The organism is Ruminiclostridium sufflavum DSM 19573 (assembly GCF_003208175.1).
GTDB classification, from domain to species: domain Bacteria; phylum Bacillota; class Clostridia; order Acetivibrionales; family DSM-1351; genus Ruminiclostridium; species Ruminiclostridium sufflavum.
The window spans coordinates 273,221-296,831 of the sequence record NZ_QKMR01000001.1; the positions used below are offsets into that span (position 1 = coordinate 273,221).

At 40.5% G+C, this 23,611-nt stretch carries 19 protein-coding genes, 1 riboswitch and 1 other annotated feature; of the genes, 4 read left to right on the forward strand and 15 right to left on the reverse strand.

What is annotated here, in order from left to right:
- Positions 1 to 39: 39 nt before the first annotated feature.
- The 11 genes from clpB to LY28_RS01160 all read right to left on the reverse strand — a co-directional run bounded on the left by clpB (position 40) and on the right by LY28_RS01160 (position 13,580).
- Positions 40 to 2,631: an ATP-dependent chaperone ClpB gene (gene clpB, locus LY28_RS01110; RefSeq protein ID WP_110460316.1), complete on the reverse strand. Its 2,592-nt coding sequence runs from the start codon at positions 2,629 to 2,631 to the stop codon at positions 40 to 42.
- Positions 2,632 to 2,703: 72 nt separating this feature from the next.
- Complete coding sequence (locus tag LY28_RS01115; protein ID WP_110460317.1) at positions 2,704 to 3,639, reverse strand: DnaJ C-terminal domain-containing protein; 936 nt, start codon at positions 3,637 to 3,639, stop codon at positions 2,704 to 2,706.
- Between the two features lie 313 nt (positions 3,640 to 3,952).
- A complete protein-coding gene (queC, locus tag LY28_RS01120; RefSeq protein ID WP_110460318.1) occupies positions 3,953 to 4,630 on the reverse strand; it encodes a 7-cyano-7-deazaguanine synthase QueC in 678 nt (225 codons plus the stop codon).
- 94 nt (positions 4,631 to 4,724) lie between these two features.
- On the reverse strand, positions 4,725 to 5,483 hold the full coding sequence (locus tag LY28_RS01125) for an acyl-CoA dehydratase activase (RefSeq protein ID WP_110460319.1): 759 nt from the start codon (positions 5,481 to 5,483) through the stop codon (positions 4,725 to 4,727).
- Entirely contained in the window at positions 5,480 to 6,607 is a 1,128-nt protein-coding gene (locus tag LY28_RS19445) for a 2-hydroxyacyl-CoA dehydratase family protein (protein WP_110460320.1), read from the reverse strand. The genes LY28_RS01125 and LY28_RS19445 overlap by 4 nt, the downstream gene beginning before the upstream one ends.
- A 319-nt stretch (positions 6,608 to 6,926) precedes the next feature.
- Positions 6,927 to 8,534, reverse strand: coding sequence for a non-reducing end alpha-L-arabinofuranosidase family hydrolase (locus LY28_RS01135; RefSeq protein WP_110460321.1), 1,608 nt, complete (start codon positions 8,532 to 8,534; stop codon positions 6,927 to 6,929).
- A gap of 220 nt (positions 8,535 to 8,754) precedes the next feature.
- Positions 8,755 to 9,222, reverse strand: a complete 468-nt coding sequence (gene ribH / locus LY28_RS01140; protein WP_110460322.1) for a 6,7-dimethyl-8-ribityllumazine synthase — start codon at positions 9,220 to 9,222, stop codon at positions 8,755 to 8,757.
- Positions 9,212 to 10,465, reverse strand: coding sequence for a bifunctional 3,4-dihydroxy-2-butanone-4-phosphate synthase/GTP cyclohydrolase II (locus LY28_RS01145; RefSeq protein WP_110460323.1), 1,254 nt, complete (start codon positions 10,463 to 10,465; stop codon positions 9,212 to 9,214). The genes ribH and LY28_RS01145 overlap by 11 nt, the downstream gene beginning before the upstream one ends.
- Positions 10,466 to 10,514: 49 nt before the next feature.
- Positions 10,515 to 11,177, reverse strand: coding sequence for a riboflavin synthase (locus LY28_RS01150; RefSeq protein ID WP_110460324.1), 663 nt, complete (start codon positions 11,175 to 11,177; stop codon positions 10,515 to 10,517).
- Positions 11,159 to 12,286, reverse strand: coding sequence for a bifunctional diaminohydroxyphosphoribosylaminopyrimidine deaminase/5-amino-6-(5-phosphoribosylamino)uracil reductase RibD (gene ribD, locus LY28_RS01155; RefSeq protein ID WP_110460325.1), 1,128 nt, complete (start codon positions 12,284 to 12,286; stop codon positions 11,159 to 11,161). Before ribD ends, LY28_RS01150 begins: the two co-directional genes overlap by 19 nt.
- Before the next feature lie 183 nt (positions 12,287 to 12,469).
- Positions 12,470 to 12,584, reverse strand: a riboswitch (FMN riboswitch).
- 84 nt (positions 12,585 to 12,668) lie between these two features.
- Positions 12,669 to 13,580, reverse strand: a complete 912-nt coding sequence (locus tag LY28_RS01160; protein ID WP_110460326.1) for a DMT family transporter — start codon at positions 13,578 to 13,580, stop codon at positions 12,669 to 12,671.
- Between the two features lie 192 nt (positions 13,581 to 13,772).
- Here LY28_RS01160 and LY28_RS01165 point away from each other — a divergent pair, with 192 nt between their 5' ends.
- Positions 13,773 to 14,771 carry an Ig-like domain-containing protein gene (locus LY28_RS01165; RefSeq protein WP_110460327.1) on the forward strand — a complete coding sequence of 333 codons (999 nt, stop codon included), beginning with the start codon at positions 13,773 to 13,775 and terminating at the stop codon, positions 14,769 to 14,771.
- A 245-nt stretch (positions 14,772 to 15,016) separates the two neighbouring features.
- Here the strand turns inward: LY28_RS01165 and serS are convergent, their stop codons facing one another.
- The 3 genes from serS to LY28_RS01185 form a co-directional block, all read right to left on the reverse strand.
- The gene (serS, locus tag LY28_RS01170) at positions 15,017 to 16,294 is read right to left on the reverse strand and encodes a serine--tRNA ligase (RefSeq protein ID WP_110460328.1); all 1,278 of its coding nucleotides are present in this window, start codon (positions 16,292 to 16,294) and stop codon (positions 15,017 to 15,019) included.
- A 100-nt stretch (positions 16,295 to 16,394) separates the two neighbouring features.
- Positions 16,395 to 16,602: a binding site (T-box leader), on the reverse strand.
- Positions 16,603 to 16,666: 64 nt separating this feature from the next.
- The gene (mnmC2, locus tag LY28_RS01180) at positions 16,667 to 17,368 is read right to left on the reverse strand and encodes a tRNA (5-methylaminomethyl-2-thiouridine)(34)-methyltransferase MnmC2 (RefSeq protein WP_110460394.1); all 702 of its coding nucleotides are present in this window, start codon (positions 17,366 to 17,368) and stop codon (positions 16,667 to 16,669) included.
- A 241-nt stretch (positions 17,369 to 17,609) separates the two neighbouring features.
- Complete coding sequence (locus LY28_RS01185) at positions 17,610 to 18,983, reverse strand: aldehyde dehydrogenase (protein ID WP_110460330.1); 1,374 nt, start codon at positions 18,981 to 18,983, stop codon at positions 17,610 to 17,612.
- A gap of 384 nt (positions 18,984 to 19,367) precedes the next feature.
- Here LY28_RS01185 and LY28_RS01190 point away from each other — a divergent pair, with 384 nt between their 5' ends.
- The 3 genes from LY28_RS01190 to LY28_RS01200 all read left to right on the forward strand — a co-directional run bounded on the left by LY28_RS01190 (position 19,368) and on the right by LY28_RS01200 (position 22,236).
- Positions 19,368 to 20,330 (forward strand): tRNA-dihydrouridine synthase family protein, encoded by a 963-nt coding sequence (locus LY28_RS01190; RefSeq protein WP_110460331.1) that lies wholly within the window; start codon positions 19,368 to 19,370, stop codon positions 20,328 to 20,330.
- Positions 20,331 to 20,557: 227 nt separating this feature from the next.
- On the forward strand, positions 20,558 to 21,223 hold the full coding sequence (locus LY28_RS01195) for a phosphatase PAP2 family protein (protein WP_110460332.1): 666 nt from the start codon (positions 20,558 to 20,560) through the stop codon (positions 21,221 to 21,223).
- Positions 21,220 to 22,236: a glycosyltransferase family 2 protein gene (locus LY28_RS01200; protein ID WP_110460333.1), complete on the forward strand. Its 1,017-nt coding sequence runs from the start codon at positions 21,220 to 21,222 to the stop codon at positions 22,234 to 22,236. The genes LY28_RS01195 and LY28_RS01200 overlap by 4 nt, the downstream gene beginning before the upstream one ends.
- A 170-nt stretch (positions 22,237 to 22,406) precedes the next feature.
- Here the strand turns inward: LY28_RS01200 and glf are convergent, their stop codons facing one another.
- Positions 22,407 to 23,537 (reverse strand): UDP-galactopyranose mutase, encoded by a 1,131-nt coding sequence (gene glf / locus LY28_RS01205; protein WP_110460334.1) that lies wholly within the window; start codon positions 23,535 to 23,537, stop codon positions 22,407 to 22,409.
- Between the last annotated feature and the right edge of the window lie 74 nt (positions 23,538 to 23,611).

The following is a 23,611-nucleotide window of genomic DNA, read 5'->3' on the forward strand; positions in this document are numbered from 1 at the left end:
CTCGCTGTTGCTTTTCCGGCATAAATTTATAAGCCTCAACTACAGAACACTGATTTTCAATTCATTATCAGAAAAATCAATATTAATAATCTTACCCTCCGTTACATTTCCCTTGATAATCATTTTACCGATTTCTGTCTCTATAAACTTCTGCATATACCGTTTGACCGGTCTTGCACCAAACGCAGGATTATATGCATTCTCTGCCATATATCGCTTTGCCGGGTCCGATACCCTCAAAACCAATCTTCTGTCCTCAAGCCTTTTCTGGATATCCTTCAATGACAAATCAATTATCTTGATAATTTCTTCCTTTCTCAGCGGCTTGAAGAGGACAATTTCATCAATACGGTTCAGAAATTCAGGCTTAAAGCCTCTGTTCAGCTCTCCCAGTACGGCCTCTCTCGCAGACTCCTCTAAACCACCGTCTTGCCTTATGCCATTCAGAAGGTATTGGCTTCCTATGTTTGAAGTCATTATTACGACCGTATTTTTAAAATCGACAGTCCTTCCCTGACTGTCTGTGAGCCTGCCATCATCCAAAAGCTGCAGGAGTACATTAAATACCTCCGGATGAGCCTTTTCAATTTCATCAAACAGAATTACGCAATAGGGCTTTCTCCTGACTGCCTCCGTAAGCTGTCCCCCCTCATCATAGCCTACATATCCGGGAGGTGCGCCAATCAGTCTTGCCACCGAATGCTTTTCCATGTACTCTGACATGTCTATGCGCACCACATTGTCGTCACTGTCAAAAAGAGCTTCTGATAAAGCCTTTGCCAGCTCAGTCTTTCCCACACCGGTGGGCCCGAGAAAAATAAATGAACCTATTGGCCTTCTTGGATCCTTCAGTCCCGATCTGGCACGGATAACTGCATTAGAGACCTCAGTGACAACCTCTTCCTGACCCACAACCCGTTTATGAAGAATTGCCTCCAGATTAAGCAGCTTTTCCTTTTCATTTTCCACAAGCCTTGTAACAGGTATTCCCGTCCACATGGAAACTATCTGGGAAATCTGCTCTTCGGTGACCTCTTCCTTTAACAGCAAGGCATTGTTTGACTTCTTGCGCTGTTTTTCCTCCTCAAGCTGTCTTTGCAGCTCAGGCAGCTTGCCATGCTTCAGTACCGCCAGCTCGTTCAGGTCATAGCTCCTTTCCGCATCCTCAATCTGCCTCTTGACCTCCTCGATTTGCTGCTTGATATCCTTTTCTCTTTTAATATTTTCCTTTTCCAGCTCCCATTGAGCTTTCATTCCGTCAGCCTTTTCTTTTATTGAGGATATTTCCCTTTCAAGGGCGGCAAGTCTTTCCATTGAAACGGCATCCTCCTCTTTTTTGAGCGCATGGCGCTCAATTTCAAGCTGCATAATACGTCTGGATATCTCATCAAGCTCTGCCGGCATACTGTCAATCTCGGTTCTTATCATTGCAGCAGCCTCATCCATAAGGTCTATGGCTTTATCAGGAAGAAACCTGTCGCTGATATACCTGTTTGAAAGCACTGCACATGCAATAATTGCACTGTCGGTAATTCTTACCCCGTGATGTATTTCAAAGCGCTCCTTCAAGCCTCTCAATATGGATATAGTATCCTCAACCGTAGGCTGCTCAACTACTATCGGCTGGAACCTTCTTTCAAGCGCCGCATCCTTCTCTATATATTTCCTGTATTCATCAAGAGTCGTTGCCCCTATGCAATGCAGCTCTCCTCTTGCCAGCATAGGCTTCAGAATATTGCCTGCATCCATGGCGCCTTCTGCCTTTCCGGCACCCACTATATTGTGCAGCTCATCAATAAATAGAATAACTCTGCCATTTGACTTGTTTACATCATTTAAAACTGCCTTGAGCCTTTCTTCAAATTCTCCTCTGTACTTGGCTCCTGCTATCAGCGAGCCCATATCCAGAGCAAAAATAGTTTTGTCCTTCAGCCCTTCCGGAACATCTCCTTTTAATATCCTTTGGGCAAGACCTTCAACAACCGCGGTTTTACCGACACCCGGTTCACCTATCAGCACCGGATTGTTCTTAGTTCTTCTGGATAGAATACGTATAGCCCTCCTGATTTCCGAATCTCTTCCTATTACCGGGTCAAGCTTTCCGCTTCTTGCATATTCCACCAGATCCCTTCCGTACTTCTTTAAAGCATCATAGGTTTCCTCTGGATTTTTTGAGGTAATTCTCTGATTGCTGCGCACCTTGCCCAGTGCCGCCATAAACTTTTCAAGTGTAATTCCGAAGCGCTTAAAAACAGACTGTGACGGCGAATTTTTCTCCTTAAGCAAGGCCATATAAATATGCTCCACACTGGTATACTCGTCTTTAAACCGTTTTGCCTCGTCCTCCGCATGAACCAGTATCTCATTGAACCTTCTTGTGGCATACATTTCTGAGGCACCGCTGCCATATACCTTGGGAAGCTTGTTAAGCTCAGACCCGATATCCTTTGTAAAAAGCTGCACATCCTGCCCCATATACCCTATGAGCTTTGGAATAAGTCCATCCTCCTGAGTCAGCAGGGCAAGATGCAAATGCTCTCCATCCACCTGCTGATGTCCCATTTTTAAAGCTATATCCTGTGATTCGGAAACTGCATTTTGTGCTTTCTCGGTAAATCTGTCTATATTCATTTTTATATTCCTCCCTTCCTATTGTGCCGGTATTTTATCGTGCAAAGGCTTTCAACGATAGCCCCGTGCTAATTATCTGCCTCTTTTGTCAGATGCCTTCCTCAGCTTCTCATAAAGCTCTTTCATTTCACGGGTAATATTAACAGGGTTTACAATCCTCACTCTGATATAAAGATCACCTCTTGTTCCGTTTCTGTCAATATATCCTTTTCCGGCTGCACGTATCCTGCTGCCGGTCTGCACACCCGGAGGCACCTTTACCAGTATTTTGCCGTCAAGAGTTTCAACTGTCATTTCTCCTCCCAGAGCTGCATCCCAAGGCATAATATCCAGCCCGGTGCTCAGATTGCTGCCGTCTATTGTAAATCTTGCGCTTGGTTTTAACTTGACTGTTAAATATAAATCCCCGTTTTTCCCTCCGTTACTTCCAAGCTCACCCTGGCCGTGAAGCCTGATTTTCTCACCGTTTCTGACACCCTTAGGAACCTTGAAGGTCAGACTTTTTTCTCCTCCCTGACTCCTTAAATTAATTCTTTTTTCTACACCCCTAAACCCATCCTCAGCAGTCAACTCTATTTCCGTCTCGATATCTTCCCCGTTATTGCAGTAGTTTACGCTTCTATTTACTCCTGAATTACTGAAAATATTTTCAAAATTTAAATCGAAGCCGTTTTCTCCGAAAATCATATTGAAGAAATCACTGTGATTGCCGGTATTTCCCGCTCTGTATTCATAGCTTACATTTTTGCCGAATTGAGAAGGATCAAAATCATATCCGTTTTCAAAGTTTGTTGCACTCCCGAAGCTGTCATACTTCTTTCTCTTTTCCGGGTCACCGAGTACCTCATAGGCTTCGCTCACTTGCTTGAATTTTTCTTCTGCCTGCTTATTTCCGGGATTTACATCAGGATGATATTTCTTTGCAAGCCTTCTGTACGCTTTTTTTATATCCTCCTGTGCCGCATCCCTTTCAAGGCCAAGAGCGCTATAATAGTCATTATACTGCATAAAAGTGCACCTCCTTTCCGCTGCCGTTTACAGTCATTCCTTATTTGCAGGAACCTTATGTTTAACAACTTCACCCATAATATTATATATATAAGCAATCATAATAAATTTCAACTAATTTAACTTTGACTTTCTTTGACCTTAAATTAATAATACTAAAATATGTATATAAAAGCAACTCCTTATTAAATAACTCAAATGTCAAAGGAAGCCAATGCTTTTAAATTATTTTTTATTTTCTTGGTTTTTCTCATGCTTGCTTATATTTTCATGTAATTACTGTCAAAATAAAAAACAGCCCGTTATTCTGCTTTCACAATTGCCTATACTGTACAGGGTCCTTAGCCCCTGCCTCCTCAAATGCCCTCAGCCTCAACCTGCAGCTGTCGCATACTCCGCATGCCCGTTCTTCTCCGTTGTAGCATGTCCATGTACTGCTGTAATCCACCCCTAAGGATATTCCCAATTTTATCTCCTCGGCCTTTTTCATGCTTATAAACGGTGCATGTATTTTAATTCTTTTGCCGTACTCCACCGAGCAGACCGTTCCCATATTGACGGCATTTTCCATTGCATCAATAAACTCTTTTCGGCAGTCCACATAACCGGAGTAATCAACCTCACTCACACCTATAAAAATATTCTGTGCTCCTTTTGCCTCTGCATAGGATGCGGCATAAGACAGAAATATCATGTTTCTTGCAGGCACATAGGTCGCAGGTATCAGGCCTGTGTCCAAATCGGCTTCCGGAACCGCTATACTGCTGTCTGTCAAAGCTGAGCCTCCCCATGCGTCCATATTTGTATTTACTACAATATGCTCCTTAACTCCTGCTTTTTGAGCTAATTTTTCAGCACAGGAAATTTCCTTCTTATGCCTCTGACCATATTCAAAGGACAACGCATACACCTCATAGCCTTCGGCTTTCGCCAAATACAAGGCAGTAGCCGAATCCAGCCCTCCTGATAATAAAACAACCGCTTTCCCCATTTTAAATACATCCCTTCATCTGATATTTTAATTCTATAAGCTTGCCTGTATCCGGCAGTCCCTTTAAACTGATACCGCACTGTACAACTGCCGTTCAGAATAACCCTGCCCCGTAGCTGCAGCAGCCTATGGCTCCGTTAAACTGAGGTTCTTCAACATGTATTATCTCATCAAAATCATTTTTCAGATATTGCGTCAAAGCAGGACTACTGGCAACGCCGCCGGTCATAACAAGCCTTTTTCCTTTAAATTTTGCAAGCAGAGGTCTTAGCCTTGCGTACAAAGAATAATTTACTCCCGCGCAAAGCCTGTCTGAGCTGATTCCTTCTGCAATCTTTCCTATCAATTCCGATTCTGAAAAAACAGAGCAGGTTGAGTTAAGCTCAATCGGGTTCTCACAATATTTTGTCATCTCCTCAAGGGAAATTTCCAATACTGCCGCCATATTCTCCAGATATCTTCCGCAGGATGCGGCGCATTTGTCATTCAGCTCCAAATCGGTCACAAGCCCCTTTTCAACCCTTACCGCCTTTACATCCTGCCCTCCTATGTCCAGAAGAATAAAATCCTTTAATCCCGTTTGATACAGCACACCATAAACATGAGCCTTAATTTCTGTTATCGGCTTGAACATTCCAATATCCGTATTGTTTCTGCCATAGCCTGTGGAAACAGCCTTGACAGGCTCATAAATGCCAAGTCTGGATATATCTGCCTCAAGCTTACCCTTATACGTACAGCAGCTTTTATAAAAGGACATTGTACTGATTTTCTTTTTTTGTACAATCCTCCCCTTGTCCATAAGAGCAATCTTAACCTCTCTGCTTCCCAAATCTATTCCCAATACCTTCATTTGTCCTTACCTCCCCTATTCAGCTTCAAATCCCTAAGCATGTCCAGAAACGCTTCAATCCTAAGCTTTGTTCTGGAATCAAGCCGGTTGGCTTTATCACCTTCAATTGTCAGTACCGGAATATTCAAAGCCTCTTTAATGACAATATCCTCTATTGCCCTATGACAGAAAGCCTGTGTATAATGTAATATGCCGTCCAGCCTTCTCAGCTCAATCTGTTTTTTTATTTCCTTCAATCTGAAGGACAAATCATAAGGATAGGTATAATCATAATACTGCTCATATATGCTTTTTGCCTCAAGCACTCTAGGAAACGCAAATTCCCGCTGAACCTCATTGTACACAATCCTTGCACCCATTCCTTCCACATAGGGATATATATCGCAGGTCATAGGCGGAACTCCTGTATAACCAATACGAAGCCCTGTATTTTCAGAAGTCCGGTGTCTTATTTCATATATTTTCCCCAAAAGTCTGTCCCTGCATTTTGCCGGACTGCTTTTGAATATATTCATATTGTTATATTCATAGCCGCAGCCGTATATTTGTTCAGAAGCCTTTGAAGGGCCTGTGCCACCTGTTATATCAATCGACGGAGCAGTATCCCCTGATATAACAAAATCACTCAGGGAAACTTGAGATATATGATTTTCAAATCCCGTTGCCTTGTTATCAATATATGTCAGCTCATCGATAACCCTTGCATAGTTCCTTACCTCATTCAACTCTTTTCTTACAGCCTCGGCCTGCTCGACAGAAACATTAAAGGTCTTCAAAAATTTATTTATTTCCGCAGTCACATTTTTTAAGGTATGCTCCGCCGGATAAGAAAAGCTGTACACCTTAATTCCCTTTCTCCTTAAAACCTCCAGCAGCGCCTTTGTATTTGAGCAGTCACCTTCGGCAACTCCCACTATTTCACTTATTCCGCATCGTATACATGCCCCGTATATTCCTTTTATCCATGCACAGGAGCTTTTGGGAAATCCGTCTCTTTCGGCCCTTTCAATATCGAGTGCATACAGCTCCCCCGATATAAAAGCATTATTAATATCTATTACGTTATAGCCTGCCGCCAGCAGAACTTCAACAGGCACCGTCGTTGTAATTCCTATGTTCTTCATTTGCCGCCTCCCTGAAAAAAGCAATAAAAAAAGGGCACTACGCCCCTGTTTACATAACAAAACCCAGTTCCAGTACGGCCTTCCGCCTTACCAAAAGCCTGCATTGCTTATGCAAAAAATAAGCTATCCTACCGATAGCAGATCCGTAGTTTTATTTATAGACAGGATGGTTACGAACTGTCTGTTTTTTAATTATAGTATACAATATAGCACTTTTTTAAAGCCTAAGTCAATAGCATTAAAAACATAACAGCTTAAAAGCCAAGCCTTCAAAAAGAACAGCAAATTCCTTCTGAAGGCTTAAATATAAAATTTCACCCTAGCCTTGTCCCGGGAAAACAGCTATTGTCCCAAGCAGATACTGTTTCATCAGCGAGAAATCAATTGCATTGACTTCGCCGTTTGCATCTACATCAGCCGATTTTATGTTCTCAATTGTTCCCGGTTCCAAAAGGTATTTTTTCAGCAACTGTAAATCTATTGCATCTACCTGCCCGTCGGAATTTATATCCCCAAGCCTTACGATACCCTGAGTACTGAATTTAAACCAGTTAAGGTTGATTAAATACCCGCTTGTCCCTGTAAATTTCAAATACAAGTCATGCTGCCCGGAAACTCCGCTGACATTGCACTGTACATCACTGAAAGTCTGCCACGCCCCGGTTCCGGCAACAGGACAGGTTCCGATTAATGTGCCGCCGGCACTGTCCAGCCTGATCTCAATATTTCCTCCTGAGGTGGCACTTGATACTCTCGCCTGAAAGCTTGCAGCTCCGCTGCCGAAATCAATACTCTTGTATACTGCATAATCACCGTTTTCGGTGTAGCCCACAGCCTCTGTTCCCTCATCACAGGTTACATTCTGGATTCCCGATTGATCATCAAAGCTCTCGGCTTCTATTTTTTCAAAGGCTGTTCTTGGGGTAGCAGGCGTATCCGGACTGCCGGTATAATTTCTGATAAATCCCAAGTCCCATGTAATTTGTTGGTATTCACCGGATATGTCTGTAGTCCCTTGTATAAGAAAATCCACCTTGTTTATGTCATTAATCTCCAGTTTTTGATTATATCCTGACCGGAGGAGCTCTCCGTGGGATACATTTGTTGTCCACTTGTCCGCATTGTATTTGGTAAGATTGCTCTTGGTCGCCCATTTACTGTTAACCAGAGTCCACGGCCCTCCTGCACTTGAGGATGTAAACAGCTCATAGCTTCTGCCATCTATCATGGCTTCCACAAGCAGGTAGTATTGACCGTCAGCCAGAGATTTGTATACCTCCGCAGCTTCAAATACATTGGTGCAGGCAACAGTGGGGGTACTCCAGCCCTTTCCGGGGAAGTCTGCCAATTTAGTCTTGCGCATATACAGCTTGCTGGAACCGTCACTTGGTGTGTTGTACATATACGCATACTGGTCATCACATATTACATAATAATCCCATCCCATATTTCCTGATATTCCAAAGGATTTAGGACCTGACCATGAATTTGGGTCAGCGGGATCAGTTGATGTGGCATAGGCTGCCCCATAAGTTCCGTCCTGATAAACAAGATACCATAATTTTTGCGGCTCAAAATAGAACAATTCAGGCGCACAGAAATAACTCTCTCCTATTTTGCTCATATATGTACGCGGAGCAGTTTTCAGCCCTGCGATTGTACTTGCGGATGTAAAGCACATCTGCCAGCCTCCGCTTTTATTTGCACCGGTATAGTATACAAGGTATTTACCATTATAGTAAACAATAGTCGGATCTTTAGCCGCATAGTAGTCATAGGGATTGCATTGCCCATGAAGAATAATTCTTTCATCTACATTCCATGACGGATTAGGGTTTGCCGCAGCATTGACTGAGGAGCCAAGCAATGTCAGCAACAGTGCCAGACATATAACAAATGAAAAAACCTTTTTACTTAAATGTTTCATTTTCTTTTCCATCCTTTCAAATAAGTTTTATTTGCCTTTGTACATGTTTAATTTTTTATTTCGCCAAATCCCTCCTTAATATACATGATTTTCAATAGCTTACATTTATATTTTATCAAAACTGCATATTTTTTAAAACCTTTTTATAAATACAAGGCTAAAAGCAAAAAAGCCTAGATTTCTTGTATGCCAAGAATTCCAAGCTTTTATACCCTGTCTGCTAAACCTGTCTTAACAAATTAGCCATCTCAATAGCCGTAACCGCCGCATCATAACCCTTATTCCCCGATTTTGTTCCTGCTCTTTCTATTGCCTGCTCAAGGGTATCCGTTGTCAGGACTCCGAAAATCACAGGAACTCCTGTATCCAGTGAAACCTTTGCAATACCCTTGGATACCTCGCCTGCGACAAAATCAAAATGAGGTGTGGAACCTCTGATAACTGCTCCCAGACATATTACCGCATCATATTTTCCGGAGGCTGCAAGCTTCTGCGCAGCCAGCGGAATTTCAAAGGCACCCGGAACCCATACCGCTTCAATATCCTCTTCATTGGCTCCATGCCTTACAAGTCCGTCTATCACCCCGCCATATAGCTTACTGCTAATAAATTCATTAAAACGTCCCGTAACAACTCCGAACTTTAATCTATCTGCCACTAATTTCCCTTCATAGGTTTTAATTGACATTTACTTCGTCCTCCTGATTTATTATTGAATTAAGGCCTTTATCAAAACCATTAAGCATATGCCCCATTTTTTCTTTTTTGGTCTTCATATAAAATTCATTTGATTTATTTGCAGCCAGCTGTATCGGAACTCTTTCCACAATTTCAAGTCCATATCCGCTTAACCCTACAATTTTCTTGGGGTTATTGGTCAGAAGCCTGATTTTTCTGACACCCAAATCATATAGGATTTGGGCGCCTGTACCATATTCTCTCAGATCAGGAGCAAAGCCCAGCAATACATTTGCCTCAACCGTATCCTTACCCTTATCCTGAAGCTCATAGGCACGTATTTTATTTACAAGTCCTATTCCTCTGCCTTCCTGACGCATATAAAGAAGAACACCTCTTCCCTCTTCGCTGATCTGCTTAATAGCCGCATCAAGCTGCTCTCCGCAATCGCATCTCTCCGAATGAAAGGCATCGCCCGTCAGGCATTCGGAATGTACCCGCACCAATACAGGCTCTTCAGAGCTTTCAATTTCTCCTTTTATCAATGCGACATGATGCTCGCCGTTAATAATATTTTCATATGCCGCAATTTTAAATTCACCGTATCTGGTTGGAAGCTTTGCAACAGCGGCAGACTTAATAACCTTTTCTTTATTCCTTCTGTATTTTATTAAATCGGCCACCGTAATTATTTTAAGCCTGTGCCTGCCTGCAAACTCCATCAGCTGAGGCAATCTCGCCATAGTTCCGTCATCATTCATAACCTCACAGATTACTCCTGCGGGAAAAAGGCCTGCCAGCCTTGCCAAATCCACTGCCGCCTCTGTATGCCCTGAGCGTTTCAGCACGCCTCCGTCCCTTGCAATTAAAGGGAAAATATGTCCAGGTCTTAAAAAGTCTTCTTTTACTGCTTTGGGATTTGATAACGCCTTTATGGTTCTTGCCCTTTCATAAGCCGATATCCCGGTTGTTGCTTCTCTATAGTCCACAGAAACTGTAAATGACGTCTTCATGCTTTCCGTATTTGCCTCTACCATCGGGTTAAGCTTTAAAATACGGGCATGCTCCCCGGTTACAGGTACACATATCAAGCCTCTTCCATAGGTTGCCATAAAGGTTATATGCTCATGTGTCACCTTTTCGGCTGCCATCAGAATATCTCCTTCATTTTCTCTGTCTTCATCATCTAAAACCAGCACCATTTTACCCTGACTGATATCTTCCACAGCCTCTTCGATAGTATTAAAATTCATGCTCTTACCTCCCATATGACCAAGCTCTTCTTCGGCTTTAAGCCTTTGGCTATGCAAAGCCGTTACTCTTCAAAAAATCTAACGAAAAATCTTTATCTTTCTTAAAATCATGTAAATTCGGTACATTGCAGTTCTGAAGCCTTTCCACATATTTCCCCACTATATCGCACTCTATATTTATTTTGTCACCTGTTTTTGCAAATCCCAGAATTGTACTTTTTGCAGTATGCGGTATAAGGGAAACCCTGAAACCCTTCTCATCCAGATCAGCAACGGTAAGGCTGGTTCCGTCCAAGGCAACGGAACCTTTATGCACAATATATTTCAGTATGTTTTCATCAGCCTCAACAGCAAGCCATACCGCATTATCCTCCTCCTCTATGCTTTTAATAATTCCAATCCCGTCTATATGTCCGGGCACTATATGTCCTCCAAGTCTGTCCGACAGCTTCATCGCCCTCTCCAAATTCACCCTGCCGGCTACTGACAGCTCATATAAAGCGGTTCTTCTCATAGTTTCAGGCATAACATCAGCTGTAAACCATGAGGCTGCCGAATCAACAACTGTGAGGCATATCCCGTTTACAGCTATGCTGTCCCCTGTTTTTACATCCTCCAGAATTTTTGAACAGCCTATTGTAAGCCTCACAGATAACCTTCCCCGCACTATTTTCCTGACACTTCCGATTTCCTCTACAATTCCTGTAAACATGCTTCTCCTCTCACATATCCTTCTACAAGAATATCCCTGCCAAATCTCCTTATATTTATATCCCTTAAATTTACGGCATTGCTCATAAGCCTTATTCCATCACCCTCAACGGGAGTCTTCGCTTCTTGCCCTCCTATAATCCTGGGAGAAATGAAGAACATTACTTTATCCACTATTCCCGCCTTAAGTGCCGCTGCATTTAAATTACCGCCTCCCTCTAAAAGTACACTGTCAATTTCAAGCTTATATAACTCCTGCATTAATAATTTCAAATCCACATGACCGCCTGAATTTGGACCGTCAAGCTTTAAAACCTTAACTCCCTTGCTCTTAAAAAGCTTTTCCTTGTCTTTTTCTATTAATGAAGTTGTGGCAAGAACTGCACATGCCGGAGATTGTATGGTTACTGCCTTACTGTCTGCCGGTATAATCCCCCTGCTGTCCACGACTATTCTTACCGGATCCCTGCCCTCTCCCGAACCAAGCCGCGTGGTAAGTTCCGGATTGTCGGTCAGTACTGTATTCACACCCACCATAACAGCCGATACTCTGTCACGTATAATGTGTACCTGCTGTCTGGAGCTTTCTCCTGATATCCATTTGGAATCACCGGTAACCGAAGCAATTTTGCCGTCTAATGTCATTGCAGCTTTCATAATTACGAAAGGCATTTTATGACTAATATATTTTATAAATATCTCATTTAGTACGCCGGCTTCCTTTTCAAGTACTCCCATAACCACTTCAATTCCAGCCTCTCTCAGCATCCTGATGCCGCTTCCTGCCACCAATGGGTTGGGGTCTTCCATAGCTACCACAACTCTTTTAATTTTCGATTCTATAATTTTCACAGCACAGGGAGGAGTTCTCCCATGATGTGAGCAAGGTTCCAGATTAACATAAAGCGTACCGCCTTCCACACTTTGCCTGCTGTTAATAAGTGCTGCCGCTTCTGCGTGGTCACCTCCTAATTCCTTGTGAAATCCTTCCGCAATAATTTCTCCGTCCTTTACTATTACCGCTCCTACCAAAGGATTTGGATTGGTTTTTCCCCATCCCCCTTTTGCAAGTTCTATAGCTCTTTTCATATAGACTTCATGCCTGTTCATAATACATCCTCGTCCGCATCCATGACCCGGACTCAAGCCCCCTTTCAAATTTATTTTAAAAATCTTATGTCAAAACCCCTCATTCAGCCTCCGGCATGAACCATACCAATATAAAAAACCCTGAAGTAAAAGAACCTCAGGGTTGAATTAATGAACAGAAACTTAAAAAGCATCTATAAATAAAAAATTCTTCTCTCATCCAGACTATACTGTCGGCTCCGGAATTTAACCAGATCAGCCATTATGGCTCGCGGGCTTTACCGCCGATAAGGAATTTCACCTATCCCTGAAGAATATATATTCAGTTTTTAAAATGTACATATTTCTTTCTTTTAATTTATCATTTTGCCATTGCTTAGTCAAGAGCTTTTAATACTAATAATTACCGCACCTTGTTAACCATCCAGATTCCAAAGCATACAAGAACAAGGGCAATAAGGTTTTTCAGGCTTAATATATTTTCATTTAAAAAGATTGCCGAAAGGATAGCTCCAAATACCGGAGTAAGGAAATTATAAACTGACACTGTTCCAACCTTATTATATTTTATAAGTAAATTCCACAAGGAAAATGCTGCGGCAGACAATACAGCCAGATAAATTAATAAAGCTGCCGATGCCGCTGTAAAATTTGAAATATTGCCTCCCGAAATTTTTCCCGACAGCATAAGCAATATTCCTCCCACAAAAAGGCTGTATCCTGTAACAACCATCACCTCCATATCTCTGGTGATTCTTTTTGCATAAACAGTAGCAACTGAAAACATTAATGCAGATATTATTATGAACCCCTCTCCTGTAAAGCTGAAAGAAAATTCTAAAAGACCGGTGCTGAAATTTACAGCCATGACACCCACAAATCCAAGGGCACACCCTATTGCCTTATTAATATTCAGCCTGTCATTCTTATAAATAAAATGCGCTAGGAAAACACTGAAAAAGGTTCCGGCAGAGTTCATAATAGAGCTTTTAACCCCTGTAGTATTAGCAAGACCTATATAAAAGAACACATACTGTGAGGTTGTCTGAATAAGTGCAAGGAAAAATATACTTATAGACCTCTTCTTGGAAAGCCTGAATATACTCTTCCTGTTAAGCATTGAAATTACAAGCAATATGAGTCCTGCCGCAGTAAATCTGAGACCGGCGAACACCAGCTTAGACGGAATATCATCTATATTAAATAAAATATATCCGCTTTTTACTCCGGGATACGCGCTACCCCATAATAAACAGCACAGCGTTGCAATTGCGGCTATGAACTTTCCGTTTGTGAATATTTCTTTATGCTGCAAAATAACAAGCTCCCTTTCACTGTATTATTTTGCATTATACTACCTGCATAAGAGAATGTCCATTGTTCTTTTATACAGGATTGAGTCAATAAAATGTTTACATATTTATACATATATGCTAAAATAAATTCAAGTTTGCTGTTGTCATAATTAAATCATTTATTCCTCACATTCTATGAATGGAGGATTCTAATGTCACAAGCTAAAAAAACCTTATTGTCAATAATATTGTGCTTATCAACCGTTTTTTCCTTATCGCTTCAAACCATGTATGCCGGTTCTTCACTTTCTTTCATTATAATTTCCAAATATTCTGCAGCCGTCAATATAGGTGATGAGTTTTACATATTGGCACTGGCTTCCACAGGTAAAATTCCAACCTGGAAAAGCAGCAATTCAAAAGTGGCTTCTGTAAATACCTACGGAAAGGTAACCGCAAAGAAATCCGGAACAGCTACTATTACTGCTAAAATAAAAAATGCAGAAGCCTCTTGTAAGGTTACCGTAAATAAGACCAAAATTACTATCAGCAGTACCGTATTATCCATTGAAAATGGTCAGAGTATACGGCTGTCGGCGGCAACCTCCAATAACTCCAAGGTAACCTGGAAAAGCAGCAGGAAAAGTATTGCTGCCATTGACGAAAATGGCATAATAACAGGCATTAAGCCCGGAGAAAGCACGATAACCGCCACTGCCGACGGAAGCAGCTCAACCTGTAAAGTCAAGGTGAAAGCTCCGGTAATATCCTTAAGCCAAACCAGCGTTAAATTGTTCCGGTGTCAGAAAATCAAGCTGAAGGCAGATGTGTCATCGGGAATCATTCCCTCATGGAGAACAAACAAGAAAAGTGTAGCTACCGTTGATTCCTCCGGAACAGTCACGGCAATCAAGCATGGCACAGCTACCATTACCGCCACTGTCGACGGAGTATCAAAAAGCTGCACTGTTTTGGTAGAAAAGCCCGTTATAACTCTGAGCTCGTCCGAGCTCAGTCTGAAAGCAGGAACCGCCGCTGTAATAACCGCTGCTGTCTCCTCAGGCATATCTCCTGTATGGACATCCAGCAACTCCAATATTGCAAAAATAGATTCACAAGGAAAAATTACCGCAGTAAAAGCCGGCACAGCCTATATTTACGCTTCTGAAGACGGAGCAAGAACAAGGTGTGCGGTTCATGTCACCGGATAGCCGCGTATAACCGCAAGTAAATTACCGGTCGCAAAGGTTTTCAACCGCAATTAACTTTGCAATTAAAAATATTAATTTATCATTTTAATTTTATGTGAGGGATAAATGCAGCAAACTTTAAGCAGGACTTGTTTTCCTTGTCCAATTTTAATTTTGTATACTGAAAAAAGCATATCAGGGAATCTCATGAGAACACCTGATACGCCTTTATCTCCTGATACAGCAAAGCACTGTATATTAAGCTTTTACCTTATAACAGCCATACCTCCCATATACGGCTGCAACGCAGCAGGAATATTGACAGAACCGTCGGCATTGAGGTTATTCTCCAAAAATGCAATAAGCATTCTTGGCGGAGCAACAACCGTATTATTAAGAGTATGGGCATAGTACTTGCCGTCCTTGCCGTCAACACGTATCTTTAAGCGTCTTGCCTGTGCATCTCCGAGATTTGAACAGCTGCCCACTTCAAAATACTTCTTCTGTCTCGGTGACCATGCCTCCACATCTATGGATTTTACCTTCAAATCTGCCAAATCACCTGAGCAGCATTCTAAAGTCCTGACCGTAATATCCAGTGAGCGGAATAAATCCACCGTATTCTGCCACATTCTGTCAAACCACGCCATACTTTCTTCCGGTTTACACACCACTATCATTTCCTGCTTTTCAAACTGATGTATCCTATATACGCCTCTTTCCTCAAGCCCATGAGCGCCCTTTTCCTTTCTGAAGCATGGCGAATAGCTTGTAAGCGTCTGAGGCAATGCATCCTCTGTTAAAATGGTATCAATAAATTTACCTATCATTGAATGCTCGCTGGTACCGATTAAAAACAAATCCTCACCTTCTATTTTATACATCATTGCTTCCATTTCCGCAAAGCTCATTACACCTGTAACAACCTCGCTGCGAATCATGAAAGGCGGTATGCAGTAAGTAAATCCCCTGTTTATCATAAAATCCCTTGCATATGAAATAACCGCCGAATGAAGTCTGGCAACATTTCCCATCAGATAATAGAAACCATTCCCGGCAACCTTTCTTGCGCTTTCCAAATCAATACCGCTTAATTTCTCCATTATATCAGTGTGATACGGTATTTCAAAGGCCGGCACAAAGGGCTCGCCATAAACCTGAATTTCAACATTTTCACTATCATCCCTGCCAATAGGAACACTTGGGTCAATTATATTCGGAATAACCATCATAATATTCTTAACCTTTTCTTCCAGCTCATCCTCCTTTATTTTTAGTTCGGCAAGACGGTCTGAGTTTGCAGTAACCTGCTTTTTCATTTCCTCTGCCTCGTCCTTTTTGCCCTGAGCCATTAAGGCACCTATGCTTTTAGAGATTTTATTCCTGTTTGCCCTTAAATTTTCAGCTTCCGCCTTTGTATTTCTGAGCTCGCCGTCCAGAGCTATAACTTCATCTACCAAGCCCAGCTTGCTGTCCTGAAACTTGTTTTTAATATTTTGCTTTACAACCTCAGGCTTCTCCCTTAAAAATTTTAAATCTAACATATATTCCTCCCTCAATACTTTTGTTTTTGTATTATTTTTTAATTCTTTTAATTTCTGATTTTATTCTTCCCAATAGCATAAAAACCTTCCATCCCATAAATAATGAGACGGAAGGTATTCCGCGTTGCCACTCAAATTGCCGGTTATTATAAAAATAACCAGCCTCTTTTCGGTAGGATAAAGGCTACCAGCCTTTCGATTCTTCACCGACAGCTCAAAAGTGGATTGATTTAATCTTTCACCGGTTTTCACCAGACACCGGCTCTCTAAAGAAATTTATTAAATCTTGGCTTTTTCCCAGCTATTTTATATAAATCAGTAGTATAATTATATCTGTATATGTGCCACTTTTCAAGTACAGATTGACAAAATTTATATTTCCCTTACTCCCTGCAGCACTTCATTTTTGCCGCCGCATCCGGGATATTTTTTAATTGTAAAGCCTGCCTCCGACAGGGCTCTTTTTACTGCACCGGCTACAGTGAAGGTGGCACAGGTGCCTCCTGCTTTTGTTTTTTTCCCGATTTCGTTCATCAGCTCAGGACGCCATATTGAAGGATTTTTTTTAGGACTGTGCCCATCCAGAAACCATACATCGCAAGGCTTTTCCAAAGCCTTCACCATTTCGAGGGCTTCTCCTATCCATAGATTCAGCCTGAGCCTTCCGAAGGGTCTTGAAATTTCTGCCGAATGCCAGCCGGAAATTCTGGTATTGATACCTCCGTAAGCCTCTGCAAGAGCATCAATCTTGTCGCCTGCCCGCTCTCTGAAGCCCTCCAGAATAAAAAGCATTCTCTCAGCACTCATCGGATACAATTCAACAGAATTATATTCTATGCATGCATTCTTTAAACCGCTGTTCTCAGCAAACTCCATCAGTGAAACTACCACCCGTCCCGCTCCGAAGCCCGTTTCACCTATAACAAACGTGTCCTTTTCCTTAATTGTTTCAGTAATGCGCTCAATGAGGTTATTATTTGTAAAATATATTTGCTGTGCTTCGTCCATTGCATTAACCACATCAAAGTATCTGTCATCGAATTGTTCATTTACAAGATAATCAGGTATCTGCATATTCTTTTTTCCTTTTCTTATATAATTAAGCCTTAAAATACCGGCATCCGCAAAATATAATTTTAACAAAATACCGGTTTATATAAAAGTTATTTTTTTAATTGCCATATATTTTATCACTTTTATAAATTAATATATAAGTTACTGTCACCTTGAAAAAACGATGTTTATATCTTCCCGATACAAACATCGCCCCCGATATTCTATACTCGCAAAAACTTTCAACCGTATTTGAGCTTGGTTAATGAAGCAAGTATTTAAATACCTTCTTAATGAAGCCTTCTGAAACGTCATAAGGCGGATATTTCATTTCCAGGTCAAATATCAGCTGACTTTTTAATATGCTTTTTTTATGCGAAAAGGTGTCAAAGGTCGCCCTGCCGTGATAGCTGCCCATTCCGCTGTCTCCGACACCGCCGAAAGGCAGGCCCGCAGATGCTATGTGGTTAACGGTGTCATTTATACACACTCCCCCTGACGAGGTTTCCTTCAATACCCTCCTTATCCTGCCCTTATCCTTTGAAAAGAAATACAAGGCCAGCGGTTTCGGTCTGTCATTTATATAGCCTATCACTTCATCGATATTTTCATATTCCATAATTGGCATTACCGGTCCGAATATTTCATCCTGCATTATTTTGCTGTCTTTGGTTACAGGGTAAATTACCGTGGGAGAAATCTTCAGCCTTTCCTTATCATAATTCCCGCCATATATAATATTTTGTTTGTCAATTAATGATAAAAGCCGGTTAAAATGTCTTTCATTTATTATTTTGGAATATTGCTCATTTTTTATCGGATTACTCCCATAAAAGGCTTCAGAGGTATTAATCAGCTTCTTTATGAATTCATCTCTTATTTCTTTATGCACAAATAAATAATCGGGGGCAACACAGGTCTGTCCGCAGTTCAAAAGCTTTCCCCATGCAATTCGTCTTGCTGCATTATCCAGATTGGTATCCTTGTCAACTATACAGGGACTTTTCCCTCCCAGCTCCAAGGTCACAGGAGTCAGATTTTTTGCAGCTGCCTCCATAACTATTCTGCCTACTGTTGTGCTTCCCGTGTAGAATATATAATCAAATTTCTGTGCCAGCAGCTGTTCGGACATTTCAATTCCGCCTTCTGCAGAAAATATGTATTCATTATCAAAATTTTTATTAATAATTTTAGTTATAATTCCAGCGACATTCGGAGATAGTTCTGAAGGCTTGACAACCGCGCAGTTGCCTGCCGCAATTGCTCCGGCAAGCGGAAGCATTACCAGCTGAAAGGGATAATTCCACGGGCCGATTATGAGTACCGTTCCATAGGGCTCAGGAGCTATATGGCTTGAACCGCCTGCAAGCATAAGCGGTGTTTTTACTCTTCTGTATTTAGCAAGCCTTCTTATATTTTTAATCATGAAGTCAATTTCATTCAGGGTGAAGCCCACCTCGGTCATAAACCCTTCAAGCCTGCACTTGCCTAAATCCTTCTCCAATGCATTATAAATACCGGCTTCATTTTCAAGTATTGCGCCCTTTAACCTCTGTAATTGGAGAAGCCTTTCATCAACTTCCCTTGTTAAGCCTTTTTTGAAAAAGTTCCTCTGAATTTCTGCGATTTTAATGATAAAGCATTCCTCCCTTTTAAAATATATTATTCAATATACCCAAGTCACTTACGGTTCAAGCCCTCAGGACGATAGTAAATGCTCTCAAAGAAATAATATTAACCCTCGGTAAGAGTTCTAATTATTTACATATAAAGTAATTCATGTTTATTTTTTCAATTCAAGCTCTTTCTTAATATACTATAGCCATAATTTATTTTAGTCAAGCACTAAGCCATTTTGTTTTATTACGAAATTGACTATTGCTTTTATGTCAATAACTATATATAGTATTTAGGATATATTAATTCAACTTTTCCAGCAAAAAAATCTCAAATGCTAAAACTTTCAATGGAAAACTGCGTATACTAAATATAAACAAGATTTAACTAAGGATGATAATATATGAACCTTTTTTTAGCTCCAATACAGGGAATGACTGTCGCTTGCTACAGAAACTTATTTTCAAAATTTTTTGGCGGAATTGATGTATACTATGCGCCGTTTATATCAACCGCCGATATGGATAAAGTAAATCCTGTATTATTAAAGGATATTGCAGCTGAAAATAACAAGCCTGAGGTTAAGGTTATTCCTCAAATTCTCAGCAGCAGCGGAACTGAATTCAAGCTCTTTTCAGATGCAATAGCTGATATGGGATACAATGAAATCAACTGGAATATAGGCTGCCCCTTTCCTATGGTAACCAGAAAGAAAAGAGGGTCCGGTATACTGCCCTATCCGGAAATGATAAAAAATGTTCTTGATACCGCCTGTTCCGGCTCATATACTGTCACCGTAAAAATGAGGCTTGGCCTCGACAGTCCGGAAGAGGGCTTGCGCGTAATTGAAATATTAAATGAATACCCTCTGGGCGGCGTAATTATACACGCCCGTACCGGCAAGCAGATGTATGCCGGCAATGTTGACTTGGATTCCTTCGAAGCTCTGTCTTCTGCCTGCAAGCACGAAACCACCTATAACGGAGACATATTCACACACAATGACTTAATCCGCATCAGCTCCCGCTTTCCGCATATAAGTAACTTTATGCTTGGCAGAGGAGCTCTAGGCGATCCATTCCTTCCCTCCTTAATAAAGGGGCATATTGTACCTGAGGGCAGTAAAATGAGCCTGCTTAAAGAATTTCACGATGAGCTTTTCAGTTATTACAGGAGTGTGCTTTCAGGGGAAAAGCATCTGTGCGATAAGATGAAGGAGTTCTGGAGACAGCTGTCCTTTCACACAGACAAGGAGGGCAAGCTGCTGAAGAAAATTAAAAAGTGCTATAGCTCCGCGGATTATCTGGCGGCGGCAAACCAGATACTTTGTTCCTCTTCCATGTGGAGTGATTCACCTGTCAGATAAAAGCAAGCCTTCTGGAAACAGATGCCTCTATGTATATATTTTTGTAAATAACCAATAGTGTATTGACTTAATATCAGAATAAATATTATACTTTACTAAGGTATTAATTCTATTTAAGATATAAAAACAACAGTAAAACAATTTCCCAATTGATAAAATGATTGTTTATACATAGAAAATTATCTAAATTATATTTATTTTTTTCAACAAGAAAATGGGAGATGAATATGAAAATTTTTGAAAAAATACGTTCTCTTGTACCAAAGTATGCTGTTATACCATTGATTATATGTGTAATTTTTAACTTTTCAGTATATTCAGGAGTTCGTTTGTTTTATAAGGACAGATTTTTTTACGATTTGACCTCTGGCTTTGACGATATTTTCCCCGTAATTCCTGCTACTGTTTTAATTTATTTCGGAAGCTATTTTTTTTGGATTGCAAATTACATTCTGATATGCAGAGCAAGCAAGGAACATTGTTATCGGTTTATAGGCGCCGATTTATTGGGAAAATTGGTATGCTTTATAACGTATGTATCTTTCCCGACAACCAATATCAGGCCGGAAATTACTTCTTCAGGTGTTTTCTGGGACATGCTTCAATTTTTATATAATATAGATCCGGCAAATAACCTGTTTCCGTCAATTCATTGCTTAGTCAGCTGGTATTGCTTTGCCGGATTAAGAAGTTGTAAAAATATTCCCTCATGGTATCGATATTTTTCATTATTTATGGCAATATTGATATGTGTTTCAACATTAACTACAAGACAGCATGTTTTATTAGATGTTTTTGGAGGAATTTTATTGGCTGAATTGACGTGGCAGATTACGTCACGCGTACAGCTAAGCAAATCATTAAAAATTAATAATCAGGAGATATCAAAATGAAAGTACTTACAATAGTGATACCTTGTTACAATTCAGCTGCCTATATGGAAAGGGCGGTAGAATCATTGCTTGTCGGAAGTGATGAATTGGATATTTTAATTATTGATGATGGTTCCAGTGACAATACTGCGGTAATTGCTGATGAATACGAAAAAAAATATCCGAATATAATACGTGCCATTCATAAAAAAAACGGCGGACATGGGGATGTCATAAACACAGGTCTGAAATATGCAGAAGGAATATATTTTAAGGTTTTGGACAGTGACGACTGGTTTGATAAAGACAGCCTGAAAAAGGTGCTTGATATTTTAAAGGCCATGCTTGGTAATTCTACTGTCTTAGATATGCTTATTACTAATTATGTATACGAAAATATGAGCATCGGCAAATCAAGAAGCATTAATTACAAAAATGCTATGCCTGAAGAAAAAATATTCACATGGAATGATTTGGGTTATTTGAAAAGCAGCCAGAATATACTGATGCATTCTGTTATCTATCGCACAGAGGTGCTTAAAAGCTGCGGGTTAGAGCTTCCTAAGCATACCTTTTACGTTGATAATATTTTTGTATATATGCCGCTGCCTTATGTAAACACAATGTATTATGCAAATTTAGATCTTTACAGATATTTTATAGGAAGAACAGATCAATCAGTTAACGAAAAAATAATGATTCAGCGTATTGATCAGCAGATCAGAGTTACAAAACTAATGATAGACTGCTACAATCCTATACACATTGAGTGTAAAAAGCTGCGGAAATATATGATTAAGTATCTGGTTATGATGATGACAGTAAGTACCGTACTGTTACTGAAGGATAATACGGAACAAAGCCTCAACAAAAAGAAAGAGCTTTGGCAATATTTAAGGTTTAAAGACCAAGCGCTTTATGACGAGGTAGACAATTCCTTACTAGGCTCTATAGTTCAATTTAAAGGCTATTTGGGCAGGAAAATCATATTGCTGTGCTACTCCCTTTCAAGGAAGATATTCGGATTTAATTAAGGACTTGCTTAATACAGACGCTTATAAATTTATGCCGTAGAAGTGACAAAAGGCCACTTCTACGGCATAAATTACAAGCTAGACCGTCATTATTTCGAGCAATTAGTCCGGGGAGAAGCAAAATCAAGTACTATCTGCTAAAGTCTATTAAATTTAGCAATACGGATATTTTATCCCATTTCCTTTTCTGCAAGTTTTAATGCCTCCGCCACCACATTATGCATATCAAAATATTTGTACATGCCAAGCCGTCCTCCGAATATAACCTTTTCCTCGGTATCCGCAATAGCCTTATATTTTGCAAACAGCTCATTATTCCTGTCATCATTCATAGGATAATACGGTTCATTACCACGCTGCCATGCCGCCGGATACTCTTTTGTGATTACCGTAGTACCAGCCTTTACACTGCCGGACTGGCAGTCACCTTTTTGGCAGCCCAGTTCAAAATGCTTATGCTCTATTATTCGAGTATACGGCACCTCATATTCCGTATAATTTACAACCGCATTTCCCTGATAATTTTCACAAGCCAGAACTTCCGTCTCAAAACGCAGTGAACGATATTCAAGCTCTCCATAGCAATAGTCATAGTACTCGTCAAGCATTCCAGTAAAAACAATCTTATCGGCAAGGGCTGTCAATTCATTCCGCTGCTTAAAAAAATCCGTACTCAAGCGTACTTCAATGCCTCTGAGCATTTTTTCGATAATTTGCGTATATCCGCCCACAGGTATTCCTTGATATTTATCATCAAAGTAATTATTGTCATATGTGAAGCGAACAGGCAGCCTCTTGATAATAAAGCTTGGGAGCTCGGCTGCTCTGCGTCCCCATTGCTTTTCTGTATAGCCTTTGATTAATTTTTGGTAAATATCCCTTCCTACCAAGCTTAAAGCCTGTTCCTCAAGATTCCTGGGTTCCTTTATTCCTGCCTCATTAATTTGCTGCTGAATTTTGAGTTTTGCCTCAGATGGCGTAATAACACCCCACATTTTATTAAAGGTATTCATATTAAAGGGCATATTATACAGCTCAGATTTGTATCTTGCAACAGGGGAATTTGTATATCTGTTAAACTCAGCAAATTGATTAACATATTCCCAGACCGTTTTATTGCTTGTATGAAAAATATGAGCACCATACTGATGCACATGAATTCCTTCAATTTGCACTGTATAAATATTCCCGCCTATATGCGCGCGTTTGTCTATTACAAGACATTTTTTACCTCTCTTATTAGCCTCATATGCGAATATTGATCCAAAAAGACCAGATCCTACAATAAGATAATCATACATTTGCAGTCCTCCTTGTAATACAATAAAAAGAAACTCAACGCATATATAATATTGCATTGATACTCTGTTTTAAT

Coding starts and splice junctions, on each gene's coding strand:
- clpB (WP_110460316.1), bottom strand. CDS start 2,631: ATGAATATAGACAGATTTACCGAGAAAGCACAAAATGCAGTTTCCGAA.
- LY28_RS01115 (WP_110460317.1), bottom strand. CDS start 3,639: ATGCAGTATAATGACTATTATAGCGCTCTTGGCCTTGAAAGGGATGCG.
- queC (WP_110460318.1), bottom strand. CDS start 4,630: ATGGGGAAAGCGGTTGTTTTATTATCAGGAGGGCTGGATTCGGCTACT.
- LY28_RS01125 (WP_110460319.1), bottom strand. CDS start 5,483: ATGAAGGTATTGGGAATAGATTTGGGAAGCAGAGAGGTTAAGATTGCT.
- LY28_RS19445 (WP_110460320.1), bottom strand. CDS start 6,607: ATGAAGAACATAGGAATTACAACGACGGTGCCTGTTGAAGTTCTGCTG.
- LY28_RS01135 (WP_110460321.1), bottom strand. CDS start 8,534: ATGAAACATTTAAGTAAAAAGGTTTTTTCATTTGTTATATGTCTGGCA.
- ribH (WP_110460322.1), bottom strand. CDS start 9,222: ATGTCAATTAAAACCTATGAAGGGAAATTAGTGGCAGATAGATTAAAG.
- LY28_RS01145 (WP_110460323.1), bottom strand. CDS start 10,465: ATGAATTTTAATACTATCGAAGAGGCTGTGGAAGATATCAGTCAGGGT.
- LY28_RS01150 (WP_110460324.1), bottom strand. CDS start 11,177: ATGTTTACAGGAATTGTAGAGGAAATCGGAAGTGTCAGGAAAATAGTG.
- ribD (WP_110460325.1), bottom strand. CDS start 12,286: ATGAACAGGCATGAAGTCTATATGAAAAGAGCTATAGAACTTGCAAAA.
- LY28_RS01165 (WP_110460327.1), top strand. CDS start 13,773: ATGTCACAAGCTAAAAAAACCTTATTGTCAATAATATTGTGCTTATCA.
- serS (WP_110460328.1), bottom strand. CDS start 16,294: ATGTTAGATTTAAAATTTTTAAGGGAGAAGCCTGAGGTTGTAAAGCAA.
- mnmC2 (WP_110460394.1), bottom strand. CDS start 17,368: ATGCAGATACCTGATTATCTTGTAAATGAACAATTCGATGACAGATAC.
- LY28_RS01190 (WP_110460331.1), top strand. CDS start 19,368: ATGAACCTTTTTTTAGCTCCAATACAGGGAATGACTGTCGCTTGCTAC.
- LY28_RS01195 (WP_110460332.1), top strand. CDS start 20,558: ATGAAAATTTTTGAAAAAATACGTTCTCTTGTACCAAAGTATGCTGTT.
- LY28_RS01200 (WP_110460333.1), top strand. CDS start 21,220: ATGAAAGTACTTACAATAGTGATACCTTGTTACAATTCAGCTGCCTAT.
- glf (WP_110460334.1), bottom strand. CDS start 23,537: ATGTATGATTATCTTATTGTAGGATCTGGTCTTTTTGGATCAATATTC.